The sequence below is a fragment of the Streptomyces sp. NPDC059373 genome, from assembly GCF_042751495.1.
GTDB lineage: Bacteria > Actinomycetota > Actinomycetes > Streptomycetales > Streptomycetaceae > Actinacidiphila.
In genome coordinates, this window is the sequence record NZ_JBHYXC010000068.1 from 1 (window position 1) to 24,125 (window position 24,125).

The 24,125-nt window shown below is 70.9% G+C and carries 20 protein-coding genes; 15 read left to right on the forward strand and 5 right to left on the reverse strand.

The window, feature by feature from the left end; translation table 11 throughout:
* Positions 1–269 precede the first annotated feature (269 nt).
* The 5 genes from ACFXJ5_RS39465 to ACFXJ5_RS39485 all read left to right on the forward strand — a co-directional run bounded on the left by ACFXJ5_RS39465 (position 270) and on the right by ACFXJ5_RS39485 (position 5,269).
* Positions 270–761 carry an Lrp/AsnC family transcriptional regulator gene (locus ACFXJ5_RS39465; protein WP_384642763.1) on the forward strand — a complete coding sequence of 164 codons (492 nt, stop codon included), beginning with the start codon at positions 270–272 and terminating at the stop codon, positions 759–761.
* 2 nt (positions 762–763) lie between these two features.
* Positions 764–2,125, forward strand: a complete 1,362-nt coding sequence (locus ACFXJ5_RS39470) for an aspartate aminotransferase family protein (RefSeq protein ID WP_384642766.1) — start codon at positions 764–766, stop codon at positions 2,123–2,125.
* A gap of 108 nt (positions 2,126–2,233) precedes the next feature.
* On the forward strand, positions 2,234–2,959 hold the full coding sequence (locus ACFXJ5_RS39475) for an ABC transporter ATP-binding protein (protein WP_384642769.1): 726 nt from the start codon (positions 2,234–2,236) through the stop codon (positions 2,957–2,959).
* Positions 2,941–4,023 carry a hypothetical protein gene (locus tag ACFXJ5_RS39480; RefSeq protein ID WP_384642772.1) on the forward strand — a complete coding sequence of 361 codons (1,083 nt, stop codon included), beginning with the start codon at positions 2,941–2,943 and terminating at the stop codon, positions 4,021–4,023. The genes ACFXJ5_RS39475 and ACFXJ5_RS39480 overlap by 19 nt, the downstream gene beginning before the upstream one ends.
* 88 nt (positions 4,024–4,111) lie before the next feature.
* Positions 4,112–5,269 (forward strand): PotD/PotF family extracellular solute-binding protein, encoded by a 1,158-nt coding sequence (locus tag ACFXJ5_RS39485; protein WP_384642775.1) that lies wholly within the window; start codon positions 4,112–4,114, stop codon positions 5,267–5,269.
* Here ACFXJ5_RS39485 and ACFXJ5_RS39490 read toward each other — a convergent pair.
* The gene (locus ACFXJ5_RS39490) at positions 5,211–5,918 is read right to left on the reverse strand and encodes a glycerophosphodiester phosphodiesterase (protein ID WP_384642778.1); all 708 of its coding nucleotides are present in this window, start codon (positions 5,916–5,918) and stop codon (positions 5,211–5,213) included. The two genes, ACFXJ5_RS39485 and ACFXJ5_RS39490, sit on opposite strands and share 59 nt — an antisense overlap.
* Positions 5,903–6,940 (reverse strand): adenosine deaminase, encoded by a 1,038-nt coding sequence (locus tag ACFXJ5_RS39495; RefSeq protein WP_384642780.1) that lies wholly within the window; start codon positions 6,938–6,940, stop codon positions 5,903–5,905. The genes ACFXJ5_RS39490 and ACFXJ5_RS39495 overlap by 16 nt, the downstream gene beginning before the upstream one ends.
* A 123-nt stretch (positions 6,941–7,063) precedes the next feature.
* On the opposite strand from ACFXJ5_RS39495, the gene ACFXJ5_RS39500 reads away from it, so the two are divergent.
* Positions 7,064–8,104: a DUF4190 domain-containing protein gene (locus tag ACFXJ5_RS39500; RefSeq protein WP_384642783.1), complete on the forward strand. Its 1,041-nt coding sequence runs from the start codon at positions 7,064–7,066 to the stop codon at positions 8,102–8,104.
* Between the two features lie 9 nt (positions 8,105–8,113).
* On the opposite strand, the gene ACFXJ5_RS39505 is transcribed toward ACFXJ5_RS39500, so the two are convergent.
* Positions 8,114–9,787 carry a PucR family transcriptional regulator gene (locus tag ACFXJ5_RS39505; RefSeq protein WP_384642786.1) on the reverse strand — a complete coding sequence of 558 codons (1,674 nt, stop codon included), beginning with the start codon at positions 9,785–9,787 and terminating at the stop codon, positions 8,114–8,116.
* A 247-nt stretch (positions 9,788–10,034) separates the two neighbouring features.
* Here ACFXJ5_RS39505 and ACFXJ5_RS39510 point away from each other — a divergent pair, with 247 nt between their 5' ends.
* The 8 genes from ACFXJ5_RS39510 to ACFXJ5_RS39545 all read left to right on the forward strand — a co-directional run bounded on the left by ACFXJ5_RS39510 (position 10,035) and on the right by ACFXJ5_RS39545 (position 19,404).
* Positions 10,035–11,552 carry a gamma-aminobutyraldehyde dehydrogenase gene (locus ACFXJ5_RS39510; protein WP_384642789.1) on the forward strand — a complete coding sequence of 506 codons (1,518 nt, stop codon included), beginning with the start codon at positions 10,035–10,037 and terminating at the stop codon, positions 11,550–11,552.
* 21 nt (positions 11,553–11,573) lie between these two features.
* Entirely contained in the window at positions 11,574–12,803 is a 1,230-nt protein-coding gene (locus ACFXJ5_RS39515) for a spermidine/putrescine ABC transporter substrate-binding protein (protein ID WP_384642791.1), read from the forward strand.
* A gap of 16 nt (positions 12,804–12,819) precedes the next feature.
* Complete coding sequence (locus tag ACFXJ5_RS39520) at positions 12,820–13,998, forward strand: ABC transporter ATP-binding protein (protein ID WP_384642794.1); 1,179 nt, start codon at positions 12,820–12,822, stop codon at positions 13,996–13,998.
* Complete coding sequence (locus ACFXJ5_RS39525; protein ID WP_384642797.1) at positions 13,998–14,933, forward strand: ABC transporter permease; 936 nt, start codon at positions 13,998–14,000, stop codon at positions 14,931–14,933. The genes ACFXJ5_RS39520 and ACFXJ5_RS39525 overlap by 1 nt, the downstream gene beginning before the upstream one ends.
* Positions 14,933–15,733, forward strand: a complete 801-nt coding sequence (locus ACFXJ5_RS39530; RefSeq protein WP_384642799.1) for an ABC transporter permease — start codon at positions 14,933–14,935, stop codon at positions 15,731–15,733. Before ACFXJ5_RS39525 ends, ACFXJ5_RS39530 begins: the two co-directional genes overlap by 1 nt.
* 33 nt (positions 15,734–15,766) lie before the next feature.
* Positions 15,767–17,161 (forward strand): NAD(P)/FAD-dependent oxidoreductase, encoded by a 1,395-nt coding sequence (locus tag ACFXJ5_RS39535; protein WP_384642802.1) that lies wholly within the window; start codon positions 15,767–15,769, stop codon positions 17,159–17,161.
* A 130-nt stretch (positions 17,162–17,291) separates the two neighbouring features.
* Positions 17,292–17,807, forward strand: coding sequence for a hypothetical protein (locus ACFXJ5_RS39540; protein ID WP_384642805.1), 516 nt, complete (start codon positions 17,292–17,294; stop codon positions 17,805–17,807).
* Positions 17,808–17,898: 91 nt separating this feature from the next.
* Positions 17,899–19,404 (forward strand): CoA-acylating methylmalonate-semialdehyde dehydrogenase, encoded by a 1,506-nt coding sequence (locus ACFXJ5_RS39545; RefSeq protein ID WP_384642807.1) that lies wholly within the window; start codon positions 17,899–17,901, stop codon positions 19,402–19,404.
* Here the strand turns inward: ACFXJ5_RS39545 and ACFXJ5_RS39550 are convergent.
* Entirely contained in the window at positions 19,376–19,996 is a 621-nt protein-coding gene (locus ACFXJ5_RS39550) for a phosphatase PAP2 family protein (RefSeq protein ID WP_384642810.1), read from the reverse strand. The two genes, ACFXJ5_RS39545 and ACFXJ5_RS39550, sit on opposite strands and share 29 nt — an antisense overlap.
* A 351-nt stretch (positions 19,997–20,347) precedes the next feature.
* A complete protein-coding gene (gene gabT / locus ACFXJ5_RS39555; RefSeq protein ID WP_384642813.1) occupies positions 20,348–21,679 on the reverse strand; it encodes a 4-aminobutyrate--2-oxoglutarate transaminase in 1,332 nt (443 codons plus the stop codon).
* A gap of 171 nt (positions 21,680–21,850) precedes the next feature.
* Here gabT and ACFXJ5_RS39560 point away from each other — a divergent pair, with 171 nt between their 5' ends.
* Positions 21,851–23,947 (forward strand): ATP-binding protein, encoded by a 2,097-nt coding sequence (locus tag ACFXJ5_RS39560; protein ID WP_384642816.1) that lies wholly within the window; start codon positions 21,851–21,853, stop codon positions 23,945–23,947.
* Positions 23,948–24,125 lie beyond the last annotated feature (178 nt).

Below are 24,125 nucleotides of genomic sequence, written 5' to 3' on the forward strand. Positions count from 1 at the left end.
GGTGGCCGGGTTGACCACATCCGTGGTCCGCCCGTCAGCGGCGTCGCGGAATTCTCCGTTGATGTAGTTGCGCAGAGTACGGAGCTCGCTCACTGCAACCTCTCCCTGTCCTGTGTTCGATCGGTATGCCCAGCCTAGCCGTAACACTGCCGTATTCGACATACCCGCCACCCCGAAACAATGGAATCCGTGAGATTGGACCCCACGAACCACGAATTTCATCGATTGGGGCTTGCGCGACAGCTGACCTCTCATGCACAGTGGAGCGCGTGGCCACTCGCACTCCGGATCCCAAGAGCGTCGGCAACGGCGCTCCGGCGATCGACTCCGTCTCCAAGGCGATCATCGAACAGCTGCAAGAGGACGGTCGCCGTCCTTACGCCGCCATAGGCAAGGCCGTGGGTCTTTCCGAGGCGGCCGTGAGGCAGCGCGTCCAGAAGCTGCTCGACCAGGGCGTCATGCAGATTGTCGCAGTCACCGACCCCCTCACCGTGGGGTTCCGGCGGCAGGCGATGGTCGGCATCAACGTCTCGGGCGACATCGACCCCGTGGCCGATGCCCTGGCCGAGATGGAGGAGGTCGAATACGTCGTCATCACCGCCGGCTCCTTCGATCTGCTGATCGAGGTCGTCTGCGAGGACGACGACCACCTCCTGGAGACCATCAACAAGCGGATCCGCACGCTGCCCGGCGTGCGGTCCACCGAGAGCTTCGTCTACATGAAGCTCCGGAAGCAGACCTACACCTGGGGAACCAGATAGCCATGAGCGCGGACCTCTCGAAGACCGCGTACGACCACCTGTGGATGCACTTCACCCGCATGTCGTCGTACGAGAACGCCCCTGTACCGACCATTGTGCGCGGCGAGGGCACGTACATCTACGACGACAAGGGCAAGCGGTACGTCGACGGCCTGTCCGGCCTCTTCGTCGTCAACGCGGGCCACGGCCGCACCGAGCTGGCCGAGACCGCCTACAAGCAGGCGCAGGAGCTCGCCTTCTTCCCGGTGTGGAGCTACGCCCACCCGAAGGCGATCGAGCTCGCCGAGCGGCTGGCCGACTACGCCCCCGGCGACCTGAACAAGGTCTTCTTCACCACGGGCGGCGGCGAGGCCGTCGAGACCGCCTGGAAGCTCGCCAAGCAGTACTTCAAGCTGCAGGGCAAGCACACCAAGTACAAGGTCATCTCGCGGGCCGTCGCCTACCACGGCACCCCGCAGGGCGCCCTGTCCATCACCGGCCTGCCGGCGCTGAAGGCCCCCTTCGAGCCGCTGGTCCCCGGCGCGCACAAGGTGGTCAACACCAACATCTACCGCGCCCCGATCTACGGCGACGACCCCGAGGCCTTCGGCCGCTGGGCCGCCGACCAGATCGAGCAGGAGATCCTCTTCGAGGGCCCGGAGACCGTCGCGGCCGTCTTCCTGGAGCCGGTGCAGAACGCCGGCGGCTGCTTCCCGCCGCCGCCCGGGTACTTCCAGCGGGTCCGCGAGATCTGCGACCAGTACGACGTGCTGCTCGTCTCGGACGAGGTCATCTGCGCCTTCGGGCGCCTCGGCACGATGTTCGGGTGCGACAAGTTCGGCTACGTCCCGGACATGATCACCTGCGCGAAGGGCATGACCTCCGGCTACTCGCCGATCGGCGCCTGCATCATCTCCGACCGCATCGCCGAGCCGTTCTACAAGGGTGACAACACCTTCCTGCACGGCTACACCTTCGGCGGTCACCCGGTGTCCGCGGCCGTCGGCATCGCCAACCTCGACATCTTCGAGCGCGAGGGCCTCAACCAGCACGTGCTGGACAACGAGGGCGCGTTCTTCGACACCCTGAAGAAGCTGCACGACCTGCCGATCGTCGGCGACGTACGCGGCAACGGCTTCTTCTACGGCATCGAGCTGGTGAAGGACAAGGCCACCAAGGAGACCTTCACCGACGAGGAGACCGAGCGCGTCCTGTACGGCTTCCTGTCGAAGGCGCTCTACGACAACGGCCTGTACTGCCGTGCGGACGACCGTGGCGACCCGGTCGTGCAGCTGGCGCCGCCGCTGATCTCCGACCAGGCCCTCTTCGACGAGATCGAGGGCATCCTCCGGTCCGTTCTGACGGAGGCCTGGACCAAGCTCTGAGCGGTCCTCCGAAACGGGGTCCGGGGCGCGTATTGCGTGCCCCGGGCCCCGTTTGCGTCGTTCACCCGGTCAGGGGGAAGGAACGCCCAGTCGCGGAGGTATACGAAGGTGGCCCCACCGGACAACGACGTGCTGTGGGCCCGAGGTCTGCGGCACACGTACAACGGCTCGCCCGCCCTCCTCGGCGTGTCACTCGGCGTACGCGAGGGCGAGATCCTCGGCGTCCTCGGCCCGCACGGAGCCGGGAAGACCACGCTGCTGCGCTGCCTGGCCGGCGAACTGCTGCCCGAGCAGGGCGAGGTGTGGTTCAACAGCGCCCCCGTGCACACACTGCGCCGGACCGCCCGAGAGCGGCTGCGGCGCGAACGCTTCGGCTGGATCGGCGCCACCCCGCAGCTGCTGCCCGAGCTGACCGCCCGCGAGAACGCGGCGCTGCCGCTGCTGCTGCGCGGCACCCCGCACCACAAGGCCAAGGCCGCCGCCCAGGAATGGCTGGACCGGCTCGACATCGGTGGCATCGCCCGCAAACGCCCGGCCCAGCTGCTCCAGGCGCAGTGCCAGCGGGTCGCGATCGCCCGCGCCCTGGCGAACCGGCCCGACGTGATCTTCGCCGACGAGCCGACGGCCCCCCTGCACCGAGCCGACCGCGCCCAGGTGCTCCGGATGCTGACCAGCGCCGCCCGCTCGCACCGCATCACGATGGTGCTGGCCAGCGACGACCCCGAGGTCGTCTCGCAGGCCGACCGCGTGGTCACCCTCGCCGACGGCCGGCCCGTCTCCGGCATGCCCCGCCAGGACCGGGAGGGCGCCGGCTCGTGCTCAGCCTCCGTGTAGCGCGAGGCTCGCGGCCGACGGTGCTGCTGCGCCGGCTGCTCGTCGCCGCGACCGCCGCCGGCACCGGGTTTCTGCTGCTGGCCGCCCTCCGCCACGCCATGGGGCATCCGGGGCAGGCCGACAGCTCCGTGCTACGGCTCGCCTGGTGCGCCGTCCCGTTCGCCGTCAGCGCGTACCTGGCGGTGCTGGTGGCCCGTACGGAGCCGAGCAGCCGCCTGCACACCGGGTCCTCGGCGGCCGGGCTGGACCGGGGCGGGCTCCGGGGCCTGGGCGCGGCGTCCACCGCCCTGAACTGCGCGCTGGGCAGTGCGGTCGCCCTGGCCGCCTTCCAGGCTTCGCACCGCCCGGTGCCGGTGGCCGGGGCGCTGACCCTGCTGGCGCTGCTGCCGGTGGTGGCGGCCGGCGCGACGGCGGTGAGTCTGCGGCCCGCGCGGGTGCCCGTCGTGGCGGCCGGCCCGGCGCCGGGCGGGCTGCCGTGGGGCGTCGCGCTGATCGCGATCGGCGTCGCGGTGGAGTTCTCCTTCTCCGCGAGCCCCGGCGCGCGCCCGCTGATGCCGCTGCCGGGTGGCCTCGGGCGGATCGCCCCCGCTGTGCTGGGCGGCTGGGCCCTGACCGCCGCGGGGCTGGTGCTGGCGGTCCCCGGCCTCGTCCACGGCTGCGGCCGGCTCCTCGCCGCCTGTCGGCCCGGGGCCCTGCGGCTCCTCGCCGGGCGCGCCCTGCGGGAGGACGCCCGGCGGGTCGGCCGGCCGCTGGGCGTGCTCTGCGCCGCCGGCTCCGCGCTCTACGCCGGTGCCGCGCTGCCCGCCTCCGGCACGCGTCCCGCCGGGCCGCTGACCCTCCTCGCGGTCGCCCTCGTCGGCCTCGGCGCCCTCGCCGCTGCCCTCACCGCCACCGTCGAGGCCCGCCACGCCCGCCGCCCCGCCACCGCCGCCCTCACCGGCCTCGGCGCCCCCGCCTCGCTGCTCCGGGCCGCGGTCGCCCTGCGGACCGTTGTCGTGATCGCGGCGGTGGTGCCGCTGACCTGGGCGGTGGCGGCGGTGGCGGCGCTGCCGCTGCGGCCCTGACCGGACCGACACACTGTCAGACGCACACGATCAGCACTGACGGAACGACGGTTGCCCGCGAGGCGAGCCGGGGCCCAGGCTTGCGCGCATGGCTGATCTCACTCGACGTACGGCGCTGGTGGGCGCGCTCGCCGCCCTGACCGGATGCGGTGTGCCGCCCGCGTACATCGCCGCCGACCGGCGCGCCGGGACCGACCGGTCGGCGACCGACAAGAGGATCGACTTCGCGAACTGGCCGCTCTACATCGACGTCGACGAGAACAACCCCCAGCGGCGGCCGACGCTGGAGGAATTCCGGAAGCGCACCGGCATCCGCACCCACTACACCGAGGAGATCAACGACAACAGCGAGTTCTTCGGCAAGCTCGGCCCCACGCTGATGAACCATCACGACCCGCTCCGCGACCTGATCGTGGTCAGCGACTGGATGTGCGCCCGGTATGTCCGGCTCGGCTGGGTGCAGCAGATGGACCGCGCCCGGCAGCCCAACGTCACCAAGTACCTGGACCCGCTGCTGCGCGACCCGGGCTTCGACAAGGGCCGCAAGTACACCGTGCCCTGGCAGTCCGGCATCACCGGCATCGCGTACAACCGCAAGGCGCTGGGCCGGGAGATCCGGCACGTGAAGGACCTGTGGGCGGACGACCTGCGCGGCCAGGTGACGCTGCTGTCCGGGATGGACGAGGCCTTCGCGCTGCTGATGCAGGGCAACGGGGTCGACATCCGGAAGTGGACGACGGACGACTTCCACCGGGTCGTCGACCAGTTGCAGTCCCTGCTGAAGACCAGTCACATACGGCGCTTCACCGGCAACGACTACACCAAGGACCTCTCCTCCGGCGATGTGCTCGCCTGCCAGGCCTACTCCGGAGACGTCATCCAGCTCCAGGCGGACAACCCCGACATCACGTTCGTCGTCCCCGAGGAGGGCGCCGAGCTGTGGGCGGACAGCCTCATGATCCCCAACCTCGCCGAGCACAAGCGCAACGCCGAGCGGCTGGTGGACTACTACTACGAGCCCGAGGTCGCCGCCGAACTCGCCGCCTGGGTCAACTACGTCTGCCCGGTCCCGGCCGCCCGCGAGGTCCTCGCCTCCAGCAAGGACAAGGACACCGCGGCCCTGGCCGAGGATCCGCTGATCTTCCCGGACGACGCGATGCGCGGCCGGCTGTTCATCGCCCGCGACATCACCGCCGCCGAGCGGCCCGAGCTGGAGAATGAGTGGGAGAAGCTGGTCGGCCGCTGAGCAGCTCGCACAGCACCCCGATCCGGTTGGTCGTGATGGCGTCCACCTCCAGCCGCTCCAGCCGCCGCATCGTCCGCCGGGTGTCCGCCGTCCACGCCGCGACCAGCAGCCCGCTGCCGTGCGCCCAGCCGACCAACTCCGGAGTGACCAGCCCGAAGCGCGGGTTGATCCAGCGCGGCCGCACCTCGTCGAGCAGCAGCGGGGGCGGGGGAGCGGACGTCTTCCAGGTCAGCGCGATCTCGGCCCCCGGGTCGCGGTCGCGGACGGCGAGCATGGCGGCCGCCTCGCCGCAGTAGTACGTACGGTCCATGGCCCCAGCGTCCCGTACGGCGGCCAGCACCGGCGCCACCGACGGGACCTCGGTGAGGTCGAGCAGCGCGCGGGCGCCCTTGGTGGCGGCCAGTGCCTCGTGGAGGCGGGGGATGCCGGCGGGCAGGCGGTCCGCCGGGACGTCGGTCAGGGCCGTGTTGCGGTGGCCCCACAGCCGCTTCAGGGTCGGGTCGTGGAGGATGACCGGGACGCCGTCACGGGTGAGGCGTACGTCCATCTCCACCGCGTCCGCCCCCGCCAGCACGGCGCCGGCCAGCGAGGGCAGGGTGTTCTCGCGGTAGCGGTACGGGTCGCCGCGGTGGGCTACGGCCGTGACCACGATGCCGTGTACGCGTCGATCTCGGCGACGAGCCTCGCCTTGCCGGGGGCGTCCAGGAAGGAGACCTCGACGGCGTTCTTGGCGAGGGCGGCCACTCCGGCCTCGTCCAGGCCGAGGAGGCGGGCGGCGACCTCGTACTCGGTGTTGAGGTCGGTGCCGAACATCGGCGGGTCGTCGCTGTTGACGGTGACCAGGACTCCGGCCGCGACCATCTCCTTGACGGGGTGCTCGTGGAGGGTGCGTACGGCGCGCGTCGCGATGTTGGAGGTCGGGCAGACCTCCAGCGGGATGCGGTGCTCCGCGAGGTGCTCCAGCAGCCGCGGGTCCTGCGTCGCGCTGGTGCCGTGGCCGATGCGCTCGGCGCCCAGGTCGTTGAGGGCGTCCCAGATGGTCTGCGGCCCTGTCGTCTCGCCGGCGTGCGGGACGCTGTGCAGGCCGATCGCCCGAGCCTGGTCGAAGTACGGCTTGAACTGCGGCCGGGGCACGCCGATTTCGGGGCCGCCGAGGCCGAAGCTCACCAGGCCCTCGGGCTGGAGGTCGACGGCCAGGCGGGTCGTCTCCTCGGCGGCGGTCAGCCCGGCCTCGCCGGGGATGTCGAAGCACCAGCGCAGTACGACACCGAGCTCGGACTCGGCGGCCTTACGGGCGTCCTCGATGGCCTCCATGAAGGCCGGGCCGGGGATGCCGCGCCGGGTGGAGCTGTAGGGGGTGAGGGTCAGCTCGGCGTAGCGGATGTTCTGGCGGGCCATGTCGCGGGCGACCTCGTAGGTCAGCAGCCGTACGTCCTCGGCGTCGCGGATCAGGTCGACGACGGAGAGATAGACCTCGATGAAGTGTGCGAAGTCCCGGAAGGTGTAGTAGTCCGCGAGTGCGGCCGGGTCCGTGGGGACCTTCGAGTCCGGGTGCCGGGCGGCCAGTTCGGCCACGATCCGGGGGGACGCGGAGCCGACGTGGTGAACGTGGAGCTCGGCCTTCGGCAGGCCCGCGACGAAGGGCGCGAGAGCGGTCGCGTGGTCGGACATGCGGTGATCCTCCTGCGGGTGCTGCGGCGGGCGCGCCGCTCGGCTCATCGTAAACGCGAAATTGGTCGCATCCCCTGTCACCGCAGGCCATAGCATTGCCCGACGTAACAGAGGAAGGCGCCGATGTCCGAGTCCGACGAGCCCGACAACCCCAAGCCGCGCGACCCCTGGGCGCCTCCGGCCGAGCCCGCACCCGCGGCCACGAAAGCCTCCGCCGAGGCTCCGCCCGCCGCGCCGGCCCCGGCTTTCCCGCCCACCGGGTTCTCGGCCCCGGCTCCGGTGCCTTCCTCGGTCCCGCCGCCGCCCCCGGCTCCGGGGGGCGCCACGCCTCCGCCACCGCCGATGGGCATGCCCTACCCGCAATACCCCGCGCCCCCGCCGCCCGGCTACAACGGCGGCTACCCGGGTTATCCGGGCTACCCCGGCTACCCCATGGCCCCCTACGGCGCCTGGCCCCCGCCCGCCGCCCGCAACGGCTTCGGCACCACCGCCATGGTCCTCGGCATCATCGCCGTCATCCTCGCCATCGCCTGCATCGGCGCCTTCCTCGGGCTCCCGCTGAGCATCGGCGCCATCGTCTTCGGCATCATCGGCCTCCGTGTCGCCAAGCGTGGCGAAGCCACCAACCGCTCCCAGGCGCTCACCGGGTTGATCCTCGGCATCGTCGCCTCCGTCATATCCGTCGCCATGATCGTGGGCATCATCGCCGGCGCCGTCGGCGGCGTCTTCGACAGCTGGGACACCGGCAGCGGATCCAGCATCAGCGCCGACAGCGGCGACTACGGCGACCCCCTCTCCGAGGACGACACCGCCACCTACCACGACGGCCTCCAGGTCACCGTCTCCTCCGTCGCCACCACCTCAGCCCTCAAGACCCTCACCGACGGCGGCACCGCGCTCACCTTCACCGTCACCCTCGTCAACCACGGCGACACCGCCGTCGACCTCAGCGAGAACGAGATCAGCGCCTACGCGGACCCCGACGCCGAGGACACCCTCGACGACCTCTCCACGGACCAGGGCCTCTCCGGCAACCTCGCCCCCGACGAGTCCGCCAGCACCACCGTCATCGTCGTCGTCCCCAAGAACGACGACGGCACCATCGAGGTCGAGATAGCCCCCGGGTACGACTACGACTACGTCTACTGGGACGTCGCGGCGTAACGGGTCCCCTCAGCGGCGGACGGCCTCCAGCGCAAGCAGCGCCACGTGCAGCGAGAGGCAGGACTCGACCTGGTCGAGGTCGACGCCGAGGATGCGTTCGACGCGGTGGAGGCGGTCGTAGAAGGAGGGGCGCGACAGATGGGCCGCGTCGGCGGCGGCGGACTTGTTGCGGCCGTGGTCGAGGTAGACCGTCAGGATCCGGACGAGGTCCGTGCCGTGCTCGGCGTCGTGCGCGAGCAGGGGGCCGAGCTCGCGCTCCACGTAGGTCTGGAGCCGCGCGTCGTCGCGCAGCAGGTGCAGCAGGCCGCGCAGCCGCACGTCCGGGAGCCGGTAGTACGTGCCGGTCTTGCGGCCGCCGTGCAGGGCGGCGTCGGCGACCTGGGCGGCTTCGAGCAGCGTGCGCCGGGCGTCCCGGAGGGAGCCGACGGAGGAGCCGGCGGCCATCACGAAGGCGGGCGCGTCGGCCACCGCCTCGGTCAGCCGGTCCAGGGCGGATGCGAAGCCCTCCAGGGCGGCGTGCTCGTCGTCGGAGGGCCCGAGCGACACCAGCAGGCCCACCGCGCCGTCGTCCAGGGCGCCGGTCAGGGCGGTGAGCCCCCGTTCCCTTACGGCGAGGGCCGCCGTCTCCGTGAAGTCCCGCAGCCGGGCCTGGGCCTCGAGAGCCGCTGACGCCGGGCCGCCGCGCGGGCGGAGCATCACGCCGACGAGCCGGCGCCCCTCGAGGGGCACGCCGAGCGCCCGGGCCCGCAGGGCGACGTCGGAGACGGTCAGGGCGTGCGTGAGGATCCCGGACAGCAGGGTGCGGTGCGTCTGGCGTTCCAGCGACTCGCGGTCGCGCTCCAGCAGCCGGTTGAGCGCCAGCGTGGCTGCGCCGCGCTCCAGCAGCACGGTGTGGCGGTGCGGCCCTGAGGCCGAGCCGGCGTCGGAGCCGGGGTCGGGGTCGTCGTCGCGCGGCGGCGGGCCTGGCTCGCCGACGATGAGGAGGCGGCCCCAGTCGCGGCCGCGCGCACCGACGGCGGTGACCAGCCAGCCCGTACGGCGGTCGTAGCCGGTCCGGCCGACCGGGGCGACGCCGCGCGAGCGCCGCTCCCAGCCGTCGAGCAGGGCCTGGGGATCGCGTCCGGCCGGGTCGAAGGCCAGCACCTGGTGGGACAGGTTCTCCAGGACGACCGGGGCGCCGGCCATCCGGGCGACCTCGCGGACGACCTCGTCGGGCTCGGCGCCCTCCACCGACAGCTCGTTGAAGGTCTGGTGCACGGCCTCCGACGCCCGCAACCGGCTGAGCTGCGCGTTGACCACGTGCGCGTGCACGGCCTCGGTCACCGCCACGAAGCGGACCTCCGTCCGCAGCACCACCAGCGGCAGCCCGCGCCGCTCGGCGGCCCGCACCAGCGGACGCGGCAGCGCGTCCGCGTAACGCCGCCCGAGCTCGACGACGAGCCCCGCGGCGTCGACGTCCGCGAGGTCGTCGATGTACCGGGCCAGCGATTCGCGGTCCTCCGGCAGCATCACGCCGGTGGTGAGGACCAGCTCGCCGCCGTGCAGCATCCCGGCGATGTCCGCCAGCTCGCTGATGTGCACCCAGCGCACCGGCCGGTGGAGGCCCGTCGCGCCCGCGACGACCTGCGGCGCGCCGCGTCTGAGCGCGTCGAGTTCGAGGACCTGGGCGACTGTGGGGAACAACGCGTGACCTCCGGTCGGGGCGTGTGCGGCACAGTGTAAAGCGGTGCCCGGCTCCCCTGTCGATGTGTCGGTTGCCGCTCTTTACGGCAGTGGGGCATCGTCCAACGCGAAAGACATGAAAGACAGAATTCGTCGCGTAACCAAATGGCAACAACGGAATCCCTTGTTGAGGCAAGGCTACTCTGCCAGGATCAGCCACCAATCCGGATTTCCGCCACGGGATCGCGCGGATGGCGAGGAGACCACCATGGACCACAGCGCTGAGCCGACGTTCCACGCGAGGGACCGGTTCGCCGACGGGGCCCAGTACATCGCCGGGGAGCTGCGCCCGGGCACCTCCGGCGCCCGCCACACCGTGATCGACCCGGCCACCGGCCAGGCGGTGTACGAGTACGAGCTCGCCGGCACCGCCGATGTCGACGCCGCCGTCGCGGCCGCCAAGGCGGCGCTGCCGGGGTGGGCCGGGGCCACCCCGGGCGAGCGCTCGGAAGCCATGCACCGCTTCGCCGCGGTACTGGCCGAGCACGCCGACGAGCTGGCCCGCGCCGAGTCGCTGCAGTGCGGCAAGCCGCTCAAGCTGACCACCGAGTTCGACGTCCCCGGCACCGTGGACAACACCGCGTTCTTCGCCGGCGCCGCCCGCCACCTGGAGGGCAAGGCCGCCGGCGAGTACTCCGGCGACCACACGTCGTACGTACGCCGCGAGCCGGTCGGCGTCGTCGGCTCGATCGCGCCCTGGAACTACCCCCTCCAGATGGCGGCCTGGAAGATCCTCCCGGCCATCGCCGCGGGCAACACCATCGTCCTGAAGCCCGCCGAGCTGACTCCGCTGACCTCGCTGATGTTCGCCCAGGCCGCGACCGAGGCCGGCATCCCGGCTGGCGTCATCAACATCATCAACGGCGCCGGCAAGGTCGCGGGGGAGCACCTCGTCGGCCACCCGGACGTGGCCATGACCTCCTTCACCGGCTCCACCGGAGTCGGCAAGCGGGTCGCCGAGATCGCCACCGCCACTGTCAAGCGGCTCCATCTGGAGCTCGGCGGCAAGGCGCCCTTCGTGGTCTTCGACGACGCCGACCTGGCGGCGGCGGTCAACGGCGCGGTCGCCGGCTCGCTCATCAACACCGGCCAGGACTGTACGGCGGCGACCCGCGCCTACGTCCAGCGTCCGCTCTACGACGCCTTCGTGGCCGGCGTCGCCGAGCTGATGGCCACCGTCCGCGTCGGCGACCCCTTCGACGCCAAGACCGACCTCGGCCCGCTCATCTCCCACGCCCAGCGCGACCGCGTCGCCGGCTTCGTCGACCGGGCCCGCTCCTACGCCACCGTCGTGACCGGCGGCGAGGCACCCGACTCCCCGGGTGCGTACTACCGCCCGACCCTGATCACCGGGGCCGCCCAGGACAGCGAGATCGTCCAGGCGGAGATCTTCGGCCCGGTACTGGTCGTCCTGCCCTTCGACACCGACGACGAAGGCCTGGCCCTGGCCAACGACACCCCCTACGGCCTGGCCGCCTCCGCCTGGACCCGCGACGTCTTCCGCGCGGGCCGCGCGACCCGTGAGATCCAGGCCGGCTGCGTCTGGGTCAACGACCACATCCCGATCATCAGTGAGATGCCGCACGGCGGCGCCAAGGCCTCCGGCTACGGCAAGGACATGTCGGCGTACTCCTTCGAGGAGTACACGCAGGTGAAGCACGTCATGTACGACAACACAGCGCTCGCCCGCAAGGACTGGCACCGCACCGTCTTCGGCGACCGCTAACCCCAGGAGGATCGCATCCCCATGGACCTGTACGAGGGCCTGTCCGAGCCAGTCCGCAAAGCATGGGAGCGCAGCCTCTCGGGCGGGCGGGCCTCGCTCAGCCGCCGCAGCCTCCTCGGCGGCGGCCTGGCCGTGGCCGGCGCAGGGGCGCTGACCGCCTGCGGTATCCCGGCCGCCACCGGCACCAAGAGCGGCGCCACGACCGACGACACGTCCGACAAGGACAAGTCGCTGATCTTCTCCAACTGGCAGCTCTACATCGACGTGACCGACGACAAGAAGCACATGCCGACGCTCGAAGCCTTCGAGAAGCACTACGGCATCAAGGTCAAGTACACCGAGGACATCACCGACAACGTCGAGTTCTTCGCCAAGATCAAGCCGCAGCTCGCCGCCGGCCAGTCCACCGGGCGCGATCTCGTCGTGCTCACCGACTGGATGGCCGCCCGGATGATCCAGCTCGGCTGGGCCCAGGAGCTGGACGAGAACTATGTGCCGCACGCCTTCACCAACCTGGAGCAACGTTTCCGCAACCCCGACTGGGACCCCGGACGCGCCCACTCCTACCCCTGGGCGGGCATCGCCACCGTCATCGCGTACAACACCAAGGTCACCAAGGGCAAGAAGATCGACAGCGTCGACAAGCTGCTCACCGACCCCAGCCTCAAGGGCAAGGTCGCGATGCTCAGCGAGATGCGCGACACGGTCGGCATGACGCTGCTCGACATGGGCAAGAAGCCCGAGTCCTTCACGGCCGACGACTTCGACGCGGCCCTGGCCAAGGTCCAGAAGGCAGTCGACAGCAAGCAGATACGCCAGTTCACCGGCAACGAGTACTCCGACGGCCTCGCCTCCGGGAACATCGCCGCCTGCCTCGCCTGGGCCGGCGACCTGGTGCAGTTGCGGATCGACAACCCCGAGATCGAGTTCGCGATCCCGCCGGCCGGCTATCTGACCTCGACCGACAACATGCTGATCCCGGCGAAGTCCAAGCACCGCAAGAACGCCTCGCTGCTCATGGACTGGTACTACCGGCCCGAGATCGCCGCGGAGCTGGCCGCGTACGTCAACTACATCACCCCGTGCCAGGGCGTGAAGGAAGAGCTGCTCAAGATCGACAAGAGCGTGGCCAACAACCCGCTGATCATCCCCGACGCGGCGATGGCGGCCGGTGCGCACGCCTTCCGGTCGCTCACCTCGAAGGAAGAGACCTCCTTCGAGGAAAAGTTCGCCAAGCTCATCGGCGCGTGAGAAGGATCTGACGACCATGACCCAGCAGACCACGGCCCCCGCCGAGCAATCGGGCTCCTCCGCCGCATCTTCCGGCGGAGCCGTCACACTCACCGGCATCAGCAAGACCTGGGGCGACTTCACCGCCGTCCAGCCGCTCGACCTGACCATCCCCGAGGGCTCCTTCTTCGCCCTCCTCGGCGCCTCCGGCTGCGGCAAGACCACCACCCTGCGCATGATCGCCGGGCTGGAGGAACCCACCGCCGGCACCGTACGCATCGGCGACCTGGACGTCACCGGCCTCCCGCCGCACAAGCGGCCGGTCAACACCGTCTTCCAGAACTACGCGCTCTTCCCGCACCTCGACGTGTACGAGAACGTCGCCTTCGGCCTTCGCCGACGCGGCATCAAGTCCGTCAAGAAGCAGGTCGAGGACATGCTCGAGCTCGTCGAGCTGGGCCACCTCGCCCGCCGCAAGCCGCACCAGCTCTCCGGCGGCCAGCAGCAGCGCGTCGCCGTCGCCCGCGCTCTGATCAACCACCCCCAGGTGCTGCTCCTCGACGAACCGCTGGGCGCTCTGGACCTGAAGCTTCGGCGCCAGATGCAGCTCGAACTCAAGCGCATCCAGACCGAGGTCGGCATCACCTTCGTGCACGTCACGCACGACCAGGAAGAGGCCATGACCATGGCCGACACCATCGCCGTCATGAACGCCGGACGCATCGAGCAACTCGGTGCCCCCGCCGACCTGTACGAGAACCCCACGTCCACCTTCGTGGCCAACTTCCTCGGCCAGTCCAACCTCATCGAGGCCCAGGTCACCGGCTCCTCCGGCGACGACCTGCTGCTCAGCGTCGGCGACGGCCGCCTCACCCTGCCCGCCGCGCGCAGCGCGGCCACCGCGCAGACCGGCGACAAGGTGCTCGCCGGTGTCCGCCCGGAGAAGATCTCAATCTCCCACGCCGATGACGCGGCGACCGTCCCCGACGGCCGCAACCGGATCACCGGCCGGATAACCGACGCCAGCTTCATCGGCGTCTCCACCCAGTACGTGGTCAACAGCCCCTGGTGCCCCGAGCTGGCCGTTTTCGCCCAGAACGTCGAGCGCGACACCCGCCTCACCCCCGGCACCGAGGTCATCCTGCACTGGAACCCCGCCCACACCTTCGGCCTCGACGCCGCCCAGGACATCGAGGCGGGGGAGGTCACCGAATAATGGCCGCCCTGTCCACCGCACCCGCGGGCGCGCCGGGCGAGGCCCCGCCCGTCCCGCCCGGCCGCGTCGCACGCCGCCGCAAGCTCGTGCCGTACTGGCTGCTCCTGCCCGGCATCCTGTGGCTGCTGGTCTTCTTCGTTGCGCCGATGGTCTACCAGGCGTCGACCTCCGTGCAGACCGGCTCCCTGGAGACCGGCTACCAGGTCACGTGGCACCTCGCCACGTACTGGGACGCCTTCAAGGAGTACGACGTCTTCTATCTGCGGTCGCTGATCTACGCGGGCATCGCCACCGTGCTCTGTCTCGCCATCGGTTACCCGCTCGCGTACACCATCGCCTTCAAGGCCGGCCGCTGGCGCAACGTGCTGCTGGTGATGGTCATCGCGCCCTTCTTCACCAGCTTCCTGATCCGCACCCTGGCCTGGAAGACCATCCTCGCCGACGACGGCATCGTGGTCTCCGTACTGGACAAGCTGCACATCCTCAACGCCACGGCGGCCATCGGTCTCACCTCGACCGACCGGGTGCTCGCCACGCCGCTCGCGGTGGTCTGCGGTCTGACGTACAACTTCCTGCCTTTCATGATCCTTCCGCTGTACACCTCGCTGGAGCGCATCGACCCGAGGTTGCACGAGGCGGCGGGCGACCTGTACGCCAGGCCCTTCACGACCTTCCGCAAGGTCACCTTCCCGATCTCGCTGCCGGGTGTGGTGGCCGGGACGCTGCTGACCTTCATCCCGGCCTCCGGCGACTACATCAACGCCGAGTTGCTGGGCAGCCCGAGCGAGCAGATGATCGGCAATGTCATCCAGTCGAAGTTCCTGACAGTGCTCGACTATCCGACGGCCGCCGCGCTGTCCTTCATGCTCATGGCCGTGATCCTCGTGATCGTGTCCGTCTACATCCGCAAGGCGGGGACGGAGGAACTGGTCTGATGATCGTTCTGAATTGGATCCGACGCCACCTCGTCGTCTTCGCGGCGATCGCCGCGCTCTTCTACATGACGATCCCCAACGTCGTCGTCCTGATCTTCTCCTTCAACCAGCCCAAGGGACGCTTCAACTACTCCTGGGACCACTTCTCGCTCGACGCCTGGACCCACCCCTGCGACGTCGGCGACATGTGCACCTCGGTGTCGCTGTCCCTGCAGATCGCCGTGCTGGCCACCATCGGCGCGACGATCCTCGGCACGATGGTCGCCTTCGCGCTCGCCCGCTACCGCTTCCGGGGCCGCGCGCCGGTGACCGGGCTGATCTGGCTGCCGATGGCGATGCCCGAGATCGTGATGGGCGCCTCGCTCGGCACGCTCTTCCTCAACATGCGCATCCAGTTCGGCTTCTGGACCATCCTCATCGCGCACATCATGTTCTGCCTCAGCTTCGTCGTCACGGCGGTCAAGGCGCGCGTCATGAGCATGGACCCGAGGCTGGAGCAGGCCGCCCAGGACCTCTACGCCACTCCGACGCAGACCTTCCTGCGCGTCACCCTGCCGATCGCCGCCCCCGGCATCGCGGCCGGCGCACTGCTGAGCTTCGCCATCTCGATCGACGACTTCATCATCACGCAGTTCAACGCCGGGCCCTCGACGGTCACCTTCCCGATGTTCGTCTGGGGCGCGGCACAGAAGGGCCTGCCGGTCCAGGTGAACGTCATCGGCACGCTGATGTTCCTGGTGGCGGTTCTGTGCGTCGTCGCCGGGCAGCTGCTGGGGCGGACCCGCAAGGCCCGCAGCTAGCCCCCGTACGTATCCGCAAAGGTGTGAGAAGGCATGGATCCAGCCCGTTCGCTCGCCGAGGCGCAGCCGACACCGTTCTGGCTGGAGGACCCCGGCAGGCCGCAGTCCAACCCCGCGCTGGTGGGGGACGAGCACTGCGACCTGCTGGTGGTCGGCGGCGGTTACAGCGGCCTGTGGACCGCGCTGATCGCCAAGGAGCGCGACCCGAGCCGCGACGTCGTCCTCATCGAGGGCAAGGAGATCGGCTGGGCGGCGTCCGGGCGCAACGGCGGATTCTGCGCCGCCAGCCTCACCCACGGCCTCGCCAACGGACTCGCCCGCTGGCCGGGCGAGTTCGCGAAGCTGGAGGAGCTGGGCAACCGCAACCTCGACGAGATCGAGGCGGCGGTCGCCCGCTACTCCCTGGACTGCGACTTCGAGCGCACGGGCGAGATCGACGTCGCCACCGAGCCCTACCAGGTCGACGAACTGCGCGCCGCCGCAGACGAAGCCGGCCGGCACGGCGTCGACCTCGAGTTCCTCGACCGCGACCAGATGCGCGCCGAGGTCGACTCGCCGACCTTCGCGGGCGGGCTCTACGACCGTACCGGCGTCGCCATGATCCACCCCGCCAAGCTCGCCTGGGGCCTGAAGCGTGCGGCGGCGGACCTCGGCGTCCGGATCCACGAGCACACCCCGGCCACCGCACTGTCCGGAAACGGCGGCGGCATGGCTGTCCGCACCCCGTACGGCCGGGTCTTCGCGCGCCGGGTCGCCCTCGGCACGAACGTGTTCCCTTCGCTGGTCAGGCGGGTGCGCCCGTACATCGTCCCGGTGTACGACTACGCGCTGATGACGGAGCCGCTGAGCGAGGACCAACTCGCCTCCATCGGCTGGAAGAACCGCCAGGGCCTCGGCGACTCCGCCAACCAGTTCCACTACTTCCGGCTCACCGCCGACAACCGCGTCCTGTGGGGCGGCTACGACGCCATCTACCCCTACGGCGGCCGGCTCTCCGCCGACCGCGACCAGCGCCCCGAGACCAACCTCAAGCTGGCCTGGCACTTCTTCCGCTGCTTCCCGCAGCTCGACGGCCTGCGCTTCACCCACGCCTGGGGCGGCGCGATCGACACCTGCTCGCGCTTCTCCGCCTTCTACGGCACCGCGCACGCCGGCCGGGTCGCGTACGCCGCCGGCTTCACGGGCCTCGGCGTCGGCGCCACCCGCTTCGGGGCGGAGGTGATGCTCGACCTGCTGGCGGGCGAGCGCACGGAACGCACCGGGCTGGAGATGGTGCGCACGAAGCCGATGCCCTTCCCGCCGGAGCCTTTCGCGTGGGCCGGGATCGGCCTCACCAAGTGGTCGCTGGACCGCGCGGACCGCCGTGCGGGGCGGCGGAATCTGTGGCTGAAGACCATGGACCGGCTGGGGCTGGGCTTCGACAGCTGACCTTGACAGCTGACCTTGTGACCGGGGTCACCTCCGAGCAAAAGTCAAAACCCGCGTAAGGATCCGTGCTCTGCCCCCTCTCCTCCGTGTGAGAGCAATTGAATCGACACGGACGATCGGAGGTACCGGCATGGCCGACGCCGGTGCGAAGAGTGCGGTCGAATGGCTGGCTTCCGTGGCACCCGAGCCGGAGACCTGCCGGTGGGAGTGGGAGCGCAACCCCCTCGGGGTCACGCTCCTGCCCGCCGGCAGGCTCTGGGACGTCCTCATCCTCACCGGCGAGCTCGGCTATCCGACCCTCGATGTCCTCAACCGGATGATGGACCGGCCGGGCCCGGTGCTCGCCGACTTCGGCGACTCCCGGATGGGCTTCTTCGTGCCGCCCGGCACCGCCGCGCGCTGGATCGCCACCGGCGTCCGTACAGCCGGTGCCGGCACCTGGATCGTCGTCCCCTACCCGGGCCGGGCCACCGGCGGGGTCCGGTGGCTGGTGCCTCCGGACGGCACCGGGCATCTGACGGACCCGGTGCTGCTGGAGTTGGCCATGCACGAGGCCGCCGGGCGGCTCGCGGAACACGAACGGCGCGACGAACGGCGCGACGACCGCCACGACCGTCACGAACGCGACGACCGAGACGACATGTAAAGGCTCCGGGCGCACCGCCGACACGTTGGTGCTTGTGGGCGTCGTCGCGGGCTGGCGAGACTGGCGGCAGGCTAAGAGAGGAAGGTCTGCCGTGACCGACAAGCACATCACGCACTGGATCGCCGGACAGACATGGACCGGCACCGCCGAGCGCCGTGGCGACGTGTACGACCCGGCTACCGGAGCCGTGACCGGTCAGGTGGACTTCGCCTCGATCGCCGAGGTCGACCAGGCGGTCGGCGCGGCCGCCGCCGCTTTCAAGACCTGGCGCGAGGCCTCGATCGCCAAGCGCACCCAGGTGCTCTTCGCCTTCCGCGAGCTGCTCAACGCCAAGCGGGACGAGCTCGCCGCGATCATCGTCGCCGAGCACGGCAAGGTGCACTCCGACGCCCTGGGCGAGGTCGCCCGCGGCATCGAGGTCGTCGAGTACGCCTGCGGCATCCCGCAGCTCATCAAGGGCGGCTTCACCGAGCAGGCCTCCACCGGCATCGACGTCTACTCGATCCGCCAGCCGCTCGGCGTCGTCGGCATCATCTCGCCCTTCAACTTCCCCGCCATGGTGCCGATGTGGTTCTTCCCCATCGCCATCGCCGCGGGCAACACGGTCATCGTCAAGCCCTCCGAGAAGGACCCCTCGGCCGCCAACTTCATCGCCGGCCTGTGGAAGGACGCGGGACTGCCGGACGGCGTCTTCAACGTCGTGCACGGTGACAAGGTCGCCGTCGACCGTCTCCTGGAGCACCCGGACGTCAAGTCCGTCTCCTTCGTCGGCTCCACCCCGATCGCCCGCTACGTCTACGAGACGGGCACCCGGTACGGCAAGCGCGTCCAGGCTCTCGGCGGCGCCAAGAACCACATGCTGGTCCTTCCCGACGCCGACCTCGACCTCGCCGCCGACGCGGCCGTCAACGCCGGCTTCGGCGCGGCCGGCGAGCGCTGCATGGCGGTCTCGGTGCTGGTCGCCGTCGACCCGGTCGGCGACGAGCTGATCGAGAAGATCAAGCAGCGCGTGGCCACCCTGAAGGTCGGCCCCGGCTGCAACGGCGACTCCGAGATGGGCCCGCTGGTCACCGGCGTCCACCGCAACAAGGTCACCTCGTACCTGGACGCGGGCGTCGCGGACGGCGCCGACCTGGTCATCGACGGCCGCAAGCACCCCATCTCCGGCGAGGGCACCGCCGACGGCTTCTGGCTCGGCCCGACCCTCTTCGACAACGTCAAGCCCGGCCAGTCCATCTACAACGACGAGATCTTCGGCCCCGTGCTCTCCGTGGTCCGCGTCTCCTCGTACGACGAGGGTCTGGAGCTCATCAACTCCAACCCCTACGGCAACGGCACCGCCCTGTTCACCAACGACGGCGGCGCCGCCCGGCGCTTCCAGCACGAGGTCGAGGTCGGCATGGTCGGCATCAACGTCCCGATCCCGGTCCCCGTCGCCTACTACTCCTTCGGCGGCTGGAAGGCGTCACTCTTCGGCGACACCCACGCCTACGGCGAGGACGGCGTGAAGTTCTTCACCCGCGGCAAGGCCGTCACCCAGCGCTGGCTGGACCCGTCCCACGGCGGCATCAACCTGGGCTTCCCGACGAACTCCTGAAGCCCCGGACGGCGAGTGCGGCGCCCGCGAGCAGGGCGCCGCACAGCAGCCAGCTCCCCAGCACATCCAGCGGCCAGTGGTAGCCGCAGTACACCAGGGCGACGCCCACTCCGGCATTGAGCAGCACGGCGGCCGCGCCCAGCAGCCGCCGTGCTGCGGTGCGTCGTACGAAGGGCAGCACCAGCAACGTCGCGGCCCCGTACGCCAGCGTGGCCGTCGCCGCGTGCCCGGAGGGGTAGAGCCCCGGGTAGCCCGGGGTGAGGGTCAGCGAGCCGGGGCCGTCGCGGCCGATCGCGGCCTTCAGCGGCGTCACGATCAGCGGTATGGCCGCCATCGTCAGTGCGTACGCGACCAGGGGCCGCCACCGCCGGCCGCGCCACCCGGCGAAGGCCAACGCCAGCCCCAGCACCGGTAGCGCGTCCTGTGGGTTGCCAAGGTCGGCGACGACGTGGCCGAAGGGCGAACCGGCAGGCCGTACGGATTCCCCCGCGACGGCCGTCCTCAGGAATGGATCGAGGGCCAGCAGCGGGCCGCGTACCGATTCCTGCCAGGTGAGCAGGCCGAACAGCGTCACGTACAGCAGAAGCAGCATCAGGGAAAAAGTCGGCCGCCCCGGAACAGGGGGGAGAGTTCCGGGGCGACCAGAGCGATCGCCGCACCGCTCGTCCCGGGGGGTTTGGGACGGGCGGCCGACCGATCGGCGAGGAATGCCGAGGCTTGCGGCTTCGGCGCTGTTGTGCGCGAGTGCACTGCGGTACCGGTGATGGGGAGTCACCGGCAAAGTGTCGCCCGCGGACTTCCGCAGACGGGGTGTTTCTTCCATCTGTCGAAACCGTACGTCACCAAAGTGGTGCTTGGGGGACTATGCGCGGGTCCGCCATCAGGCCCGCACACCTTCTTCACCGACCTCTTCACCGACCCTGAGAATCACTCAGAGTCACGGTCACAGGCGGGTGAAGGCTTCCTCGATGATGTCGAGACCCTCGTTGAGCAGGTCCTCGCCAATCACCAGCGGCGGAAGGAAGCGCAGTACGTTGCCGTACGTGCCCGCCGTCAGGACCACCAGGCCCTCCGCGTGGCAGGCCTTCGCCAGCGCGCCGGCGGCCGCCGCGTTCGGGGTCTTGGTGCCCGGCTCGACCAGCTCGATGGCGATCATCGCGCCACGGCCGCGCACATCGCCGACGATGTCGAACTTCTCCTGGATCCCCCGCAGCCGGCCCAGCATGATCTCGCCGATCCGCCGCGCCCTGGCCGGCAGGTCCAGCTCCTTCATCGTCTCGATCGCACCGAGCGCGCCCGCGCACGCCACCGGGTTACCGCCGTACGTACCGCCCAGGCCGCCCGAGTGCGCGGCGTCCATGATCTCGGCGCGGCCGGTGACGGCGGCCAGCGGCAGACCGCCCGCGATGCCCTTGGCGGTGGTGATCAGGTCCGGGACGATGCCCTCGTCCTCGCAGGCGAACCACTGCCCGGTGCGGCAGAAGCCGGTCTGGATCTCGTCCGCCACGAAGACGATGCCGTTCTCCTTCGCGAACTCGGCGATGCGCGGCAGGAAGCCCTTGGCCGGCTCGATGAAGCCGCCCTCGCCCGCGATGGGCTCGATCACGATCGCCGCGACATTGTGCGCGCCGACCTGCTTGGTGATCTGGTCGATCGCCTGGGCGGCCGCCTCCTCCGCGCAGTTCTCCGGCCCGGTCAGCCAGCGGTAGGGGTAGGCCAGCGGGACGCGGTAGACCTCGGGCGCGAAAGGCCCGAAGCCCTCCTTGTACGGCATGTTCTTGGCGGTGAGCGCCATCGTGAGGTTCGTACGGCCGTGGTAGCCGTGGTCGAAGACCACGACAGCCGTGCGCTTGGTGTACGCGCGGGCGATCTTCACCGCGTTCTCCACCGCCTCGGCGCCGGAGTTGAACAGCGCCGACTTCTTGGCGTGGTCACCCGGGGTCAGCTCGGCGAGGTGCTCGGCGACCTCCACGTACTCCTCGTACGGGGTCACCATGAAACAGGTGTGGGTGAAGTCCGCCAGCTGCGCGGACGCGCGCCGCACGACCGCCTCCGCGCTGTTGCCGACCGAGGTCACGGCGATGCCGGAACCGAAGTCGATCAGCGAGTTGCCGTCCACGTCCTCCAGCACGCCACCGCCGGCGCGCGTGACGAAGACCGGCAGCGTCACCCCGACGCCGTTCGCGACCGCCGCCGACTTGCGGGCCAGCAGCTCCTGCGACTTCGGACCGGGGATGGACGTGACGAGTCGGCGCTCCTGGGCCAGTTCGGTCATGGCGGTCGTACTCCTTCGAACGTGGGCTTTTGTCTCGCAGGCTAAGCGGACGCCTTCCGGACCCGCACACTCCGATAGGGCGCACTGGCGACGTCGTCTTCGACGCGACGGACAGGTCCACTACATTGAGTGTCGGCGCGTGAGTGTACGAATGCGAGGGGCAGCGGGCGAATGGACGTCGACGGTGCGTACGAGTCGCGTAAGACCAATCCTCCTCCTGCTCTTCCTCCTTCCCCTCCTCCCATGCTGCCCCGGCCCGCCGGCCCGCCGACCGTGCCCCAGGCCGCGCCGCCCACCGCGATGGAGACCTGGCTCCGCACCCCCCGGCACCGCCCGGCGCCCGGCATCTTCGCCTACGGCCACGTCCCGCGGCCGCCGCGCGACCCGGACCGGCTGCCCGACCGGCGGCTGATCGGGGGTGCGATCGGCTCGCTGCTGATCGGGCTGTTGGTGTGGTCGTTGTGCTGGAACGGCTATTTCACGTTCTGGACGAAGCCGGTGTTCTGGTTCACGCCCGATTCATGGGGCGTCGTGACGCCGCACGGGTCGTTGCCGCCGCCCGCCGCCTTCGACATCTATTACGTCCTCTTCACCGCGCTGCTGGCATGGATCTTCGGCCGCCTCGGCAACTGGTCCGAGGTCTACCGACGCCACCTCGCCCCGCTCCTTCGCCGTGCCGTCACCGACCCCGCCCCGCACGAGGGCCCGGCGGCGCAGCAGCTCGACCCCGTGGAGTGGCCCGAGCTGCGGGCGGCCGGGCAGAACGCGGCGGCCGACCGGCTCGCGGCGGAGATCAGGGCCGGGCGGATGGGGGACGTCGACTACGTACGGCTGCGGCGGGCGTGGGCTTTCGGGCGCGTCGAGGCCTTCACCGACGCGGTGCTGCGGCAGGGCGCTGCCGCGTGCGCGCACCCGTCCGGGGCGCGGGACCTGCCGGTCCGGGCCGCCCGGCACGATCTGCTGAGCTCACAGGTACGGATCGGGCTCGCCCTCGCCGACGAGCGCAATCCGTACCAGCACCAGGGCGCGGGGCTGGCCCTCGACCCGAGCCTGCTCGGCACCGGGCTGCTCGCCGTGGGCCCGCCGGGCTCCGGCAAGACGCGGCACCTGATCCGGCCGGTCGTCGAGTCGCTGAGCCTGCAGGCGCTGTCCGGTACGGCCGCCGTGGTCGCCGTCGCGGGGGCCGGCGCGGACCTGGGGCCGGCCGACGCGTACGACGTCGTCATCTCGCTCGGCGACCCCGGCTCGGCGTACGACCTCGACCTCTACGGCGGCGCGACCGATCCCGACGAGGCCGCCGCGATGCTCGCCGAGGCCCTGCTCGACGGCCCCGAGACCGACACCCGGCGCGCCGCCACGGCGCTGAGCCAGCTACTGGGCCCCTACCGGGCAGCGCACGGCCGCTACCCCTCCGTCACGGAGCTGCGGGAGCTGCTGGACGGCAGCCCGACCGCTTACGCCGCCCTGCGGGACGCCCTCGACGCCGCCGGCGCCCACGGCCAGGCCCGCGAACTCGACGCCCGGGAACGGCAGGCCGAGCGCCCCGGCGACATCGGCCCCCTCCTCGCCGACCGCGTCGCCCTGCTCGACCGGCCGGCCTTCGCCGGGTTCTTCGACGTCACCGGGCGGACCCGGCCCTTCGCCCTGCGCACCCTGGAACATCCCCTCCGCGTCCGCATCGACCTCCCCGAACGCGGCCACGCCGAGGCCTCGCGGATCCTCGCCCGCCTCGTCCTCGCCCACTTCACCGCCGCCGTCACCGGCCGTACCGACCGCTCCCTCTTCGCCTGCCTGGTCCTCGACGACGCCGCCCACGTCGTCTCGGCGGAGGCCGTCCGGGGCCTCCAGAGGCTCCGCTCCGCCAACGCCGGCGCCGTCCTCACCCTCCGCACCCTCGACGACGTCCCCGAGGCCCTCCGCACCGCCCTTCTCGGCGCCGTCGGCTGCCGCATGGTCTTCTCCGGCATCACCACCTGGGACGGCAAGCGCTTCGCCGAAGCCTGGGGCACCACCTGGGTCGAGGCCCGTGACGTCACCCGTACCCCGGACCAGTCCGGCGGTCTCCTCCGCCGCGCCACCCGCGGCGTCCGCAAGCTCTTCACCGGCGAAGCGGTCACCACGGAATCCGTCACCGTCCGCCGCGTCGAGCGCGAACGCTGGTCTGCCTCGGACCTGGCCCACGCGGTCCCGGCCGGCCACGCCGTCCTGTCGCTCACCGCGACGGACGGCGAGCACGCGCCCCCGGTGCTGCTGGATCTGCGCGCCTGAGCGGGGGCTGTTTCCCCCACCCCGCCCCTTCCCGAAACCAGGGGCGCTGCCCCTGGACCCCGGGTGGGTGCGTTGTTGGGTGCGGGTCCGTGGCCGGGTTGTGCCAGCCCGTTCCGCCTCTGGCGGACGGCCTACCCACAACCCGGTCGGCCGTGAATTCAGCCCGTCCGGCGTTTGA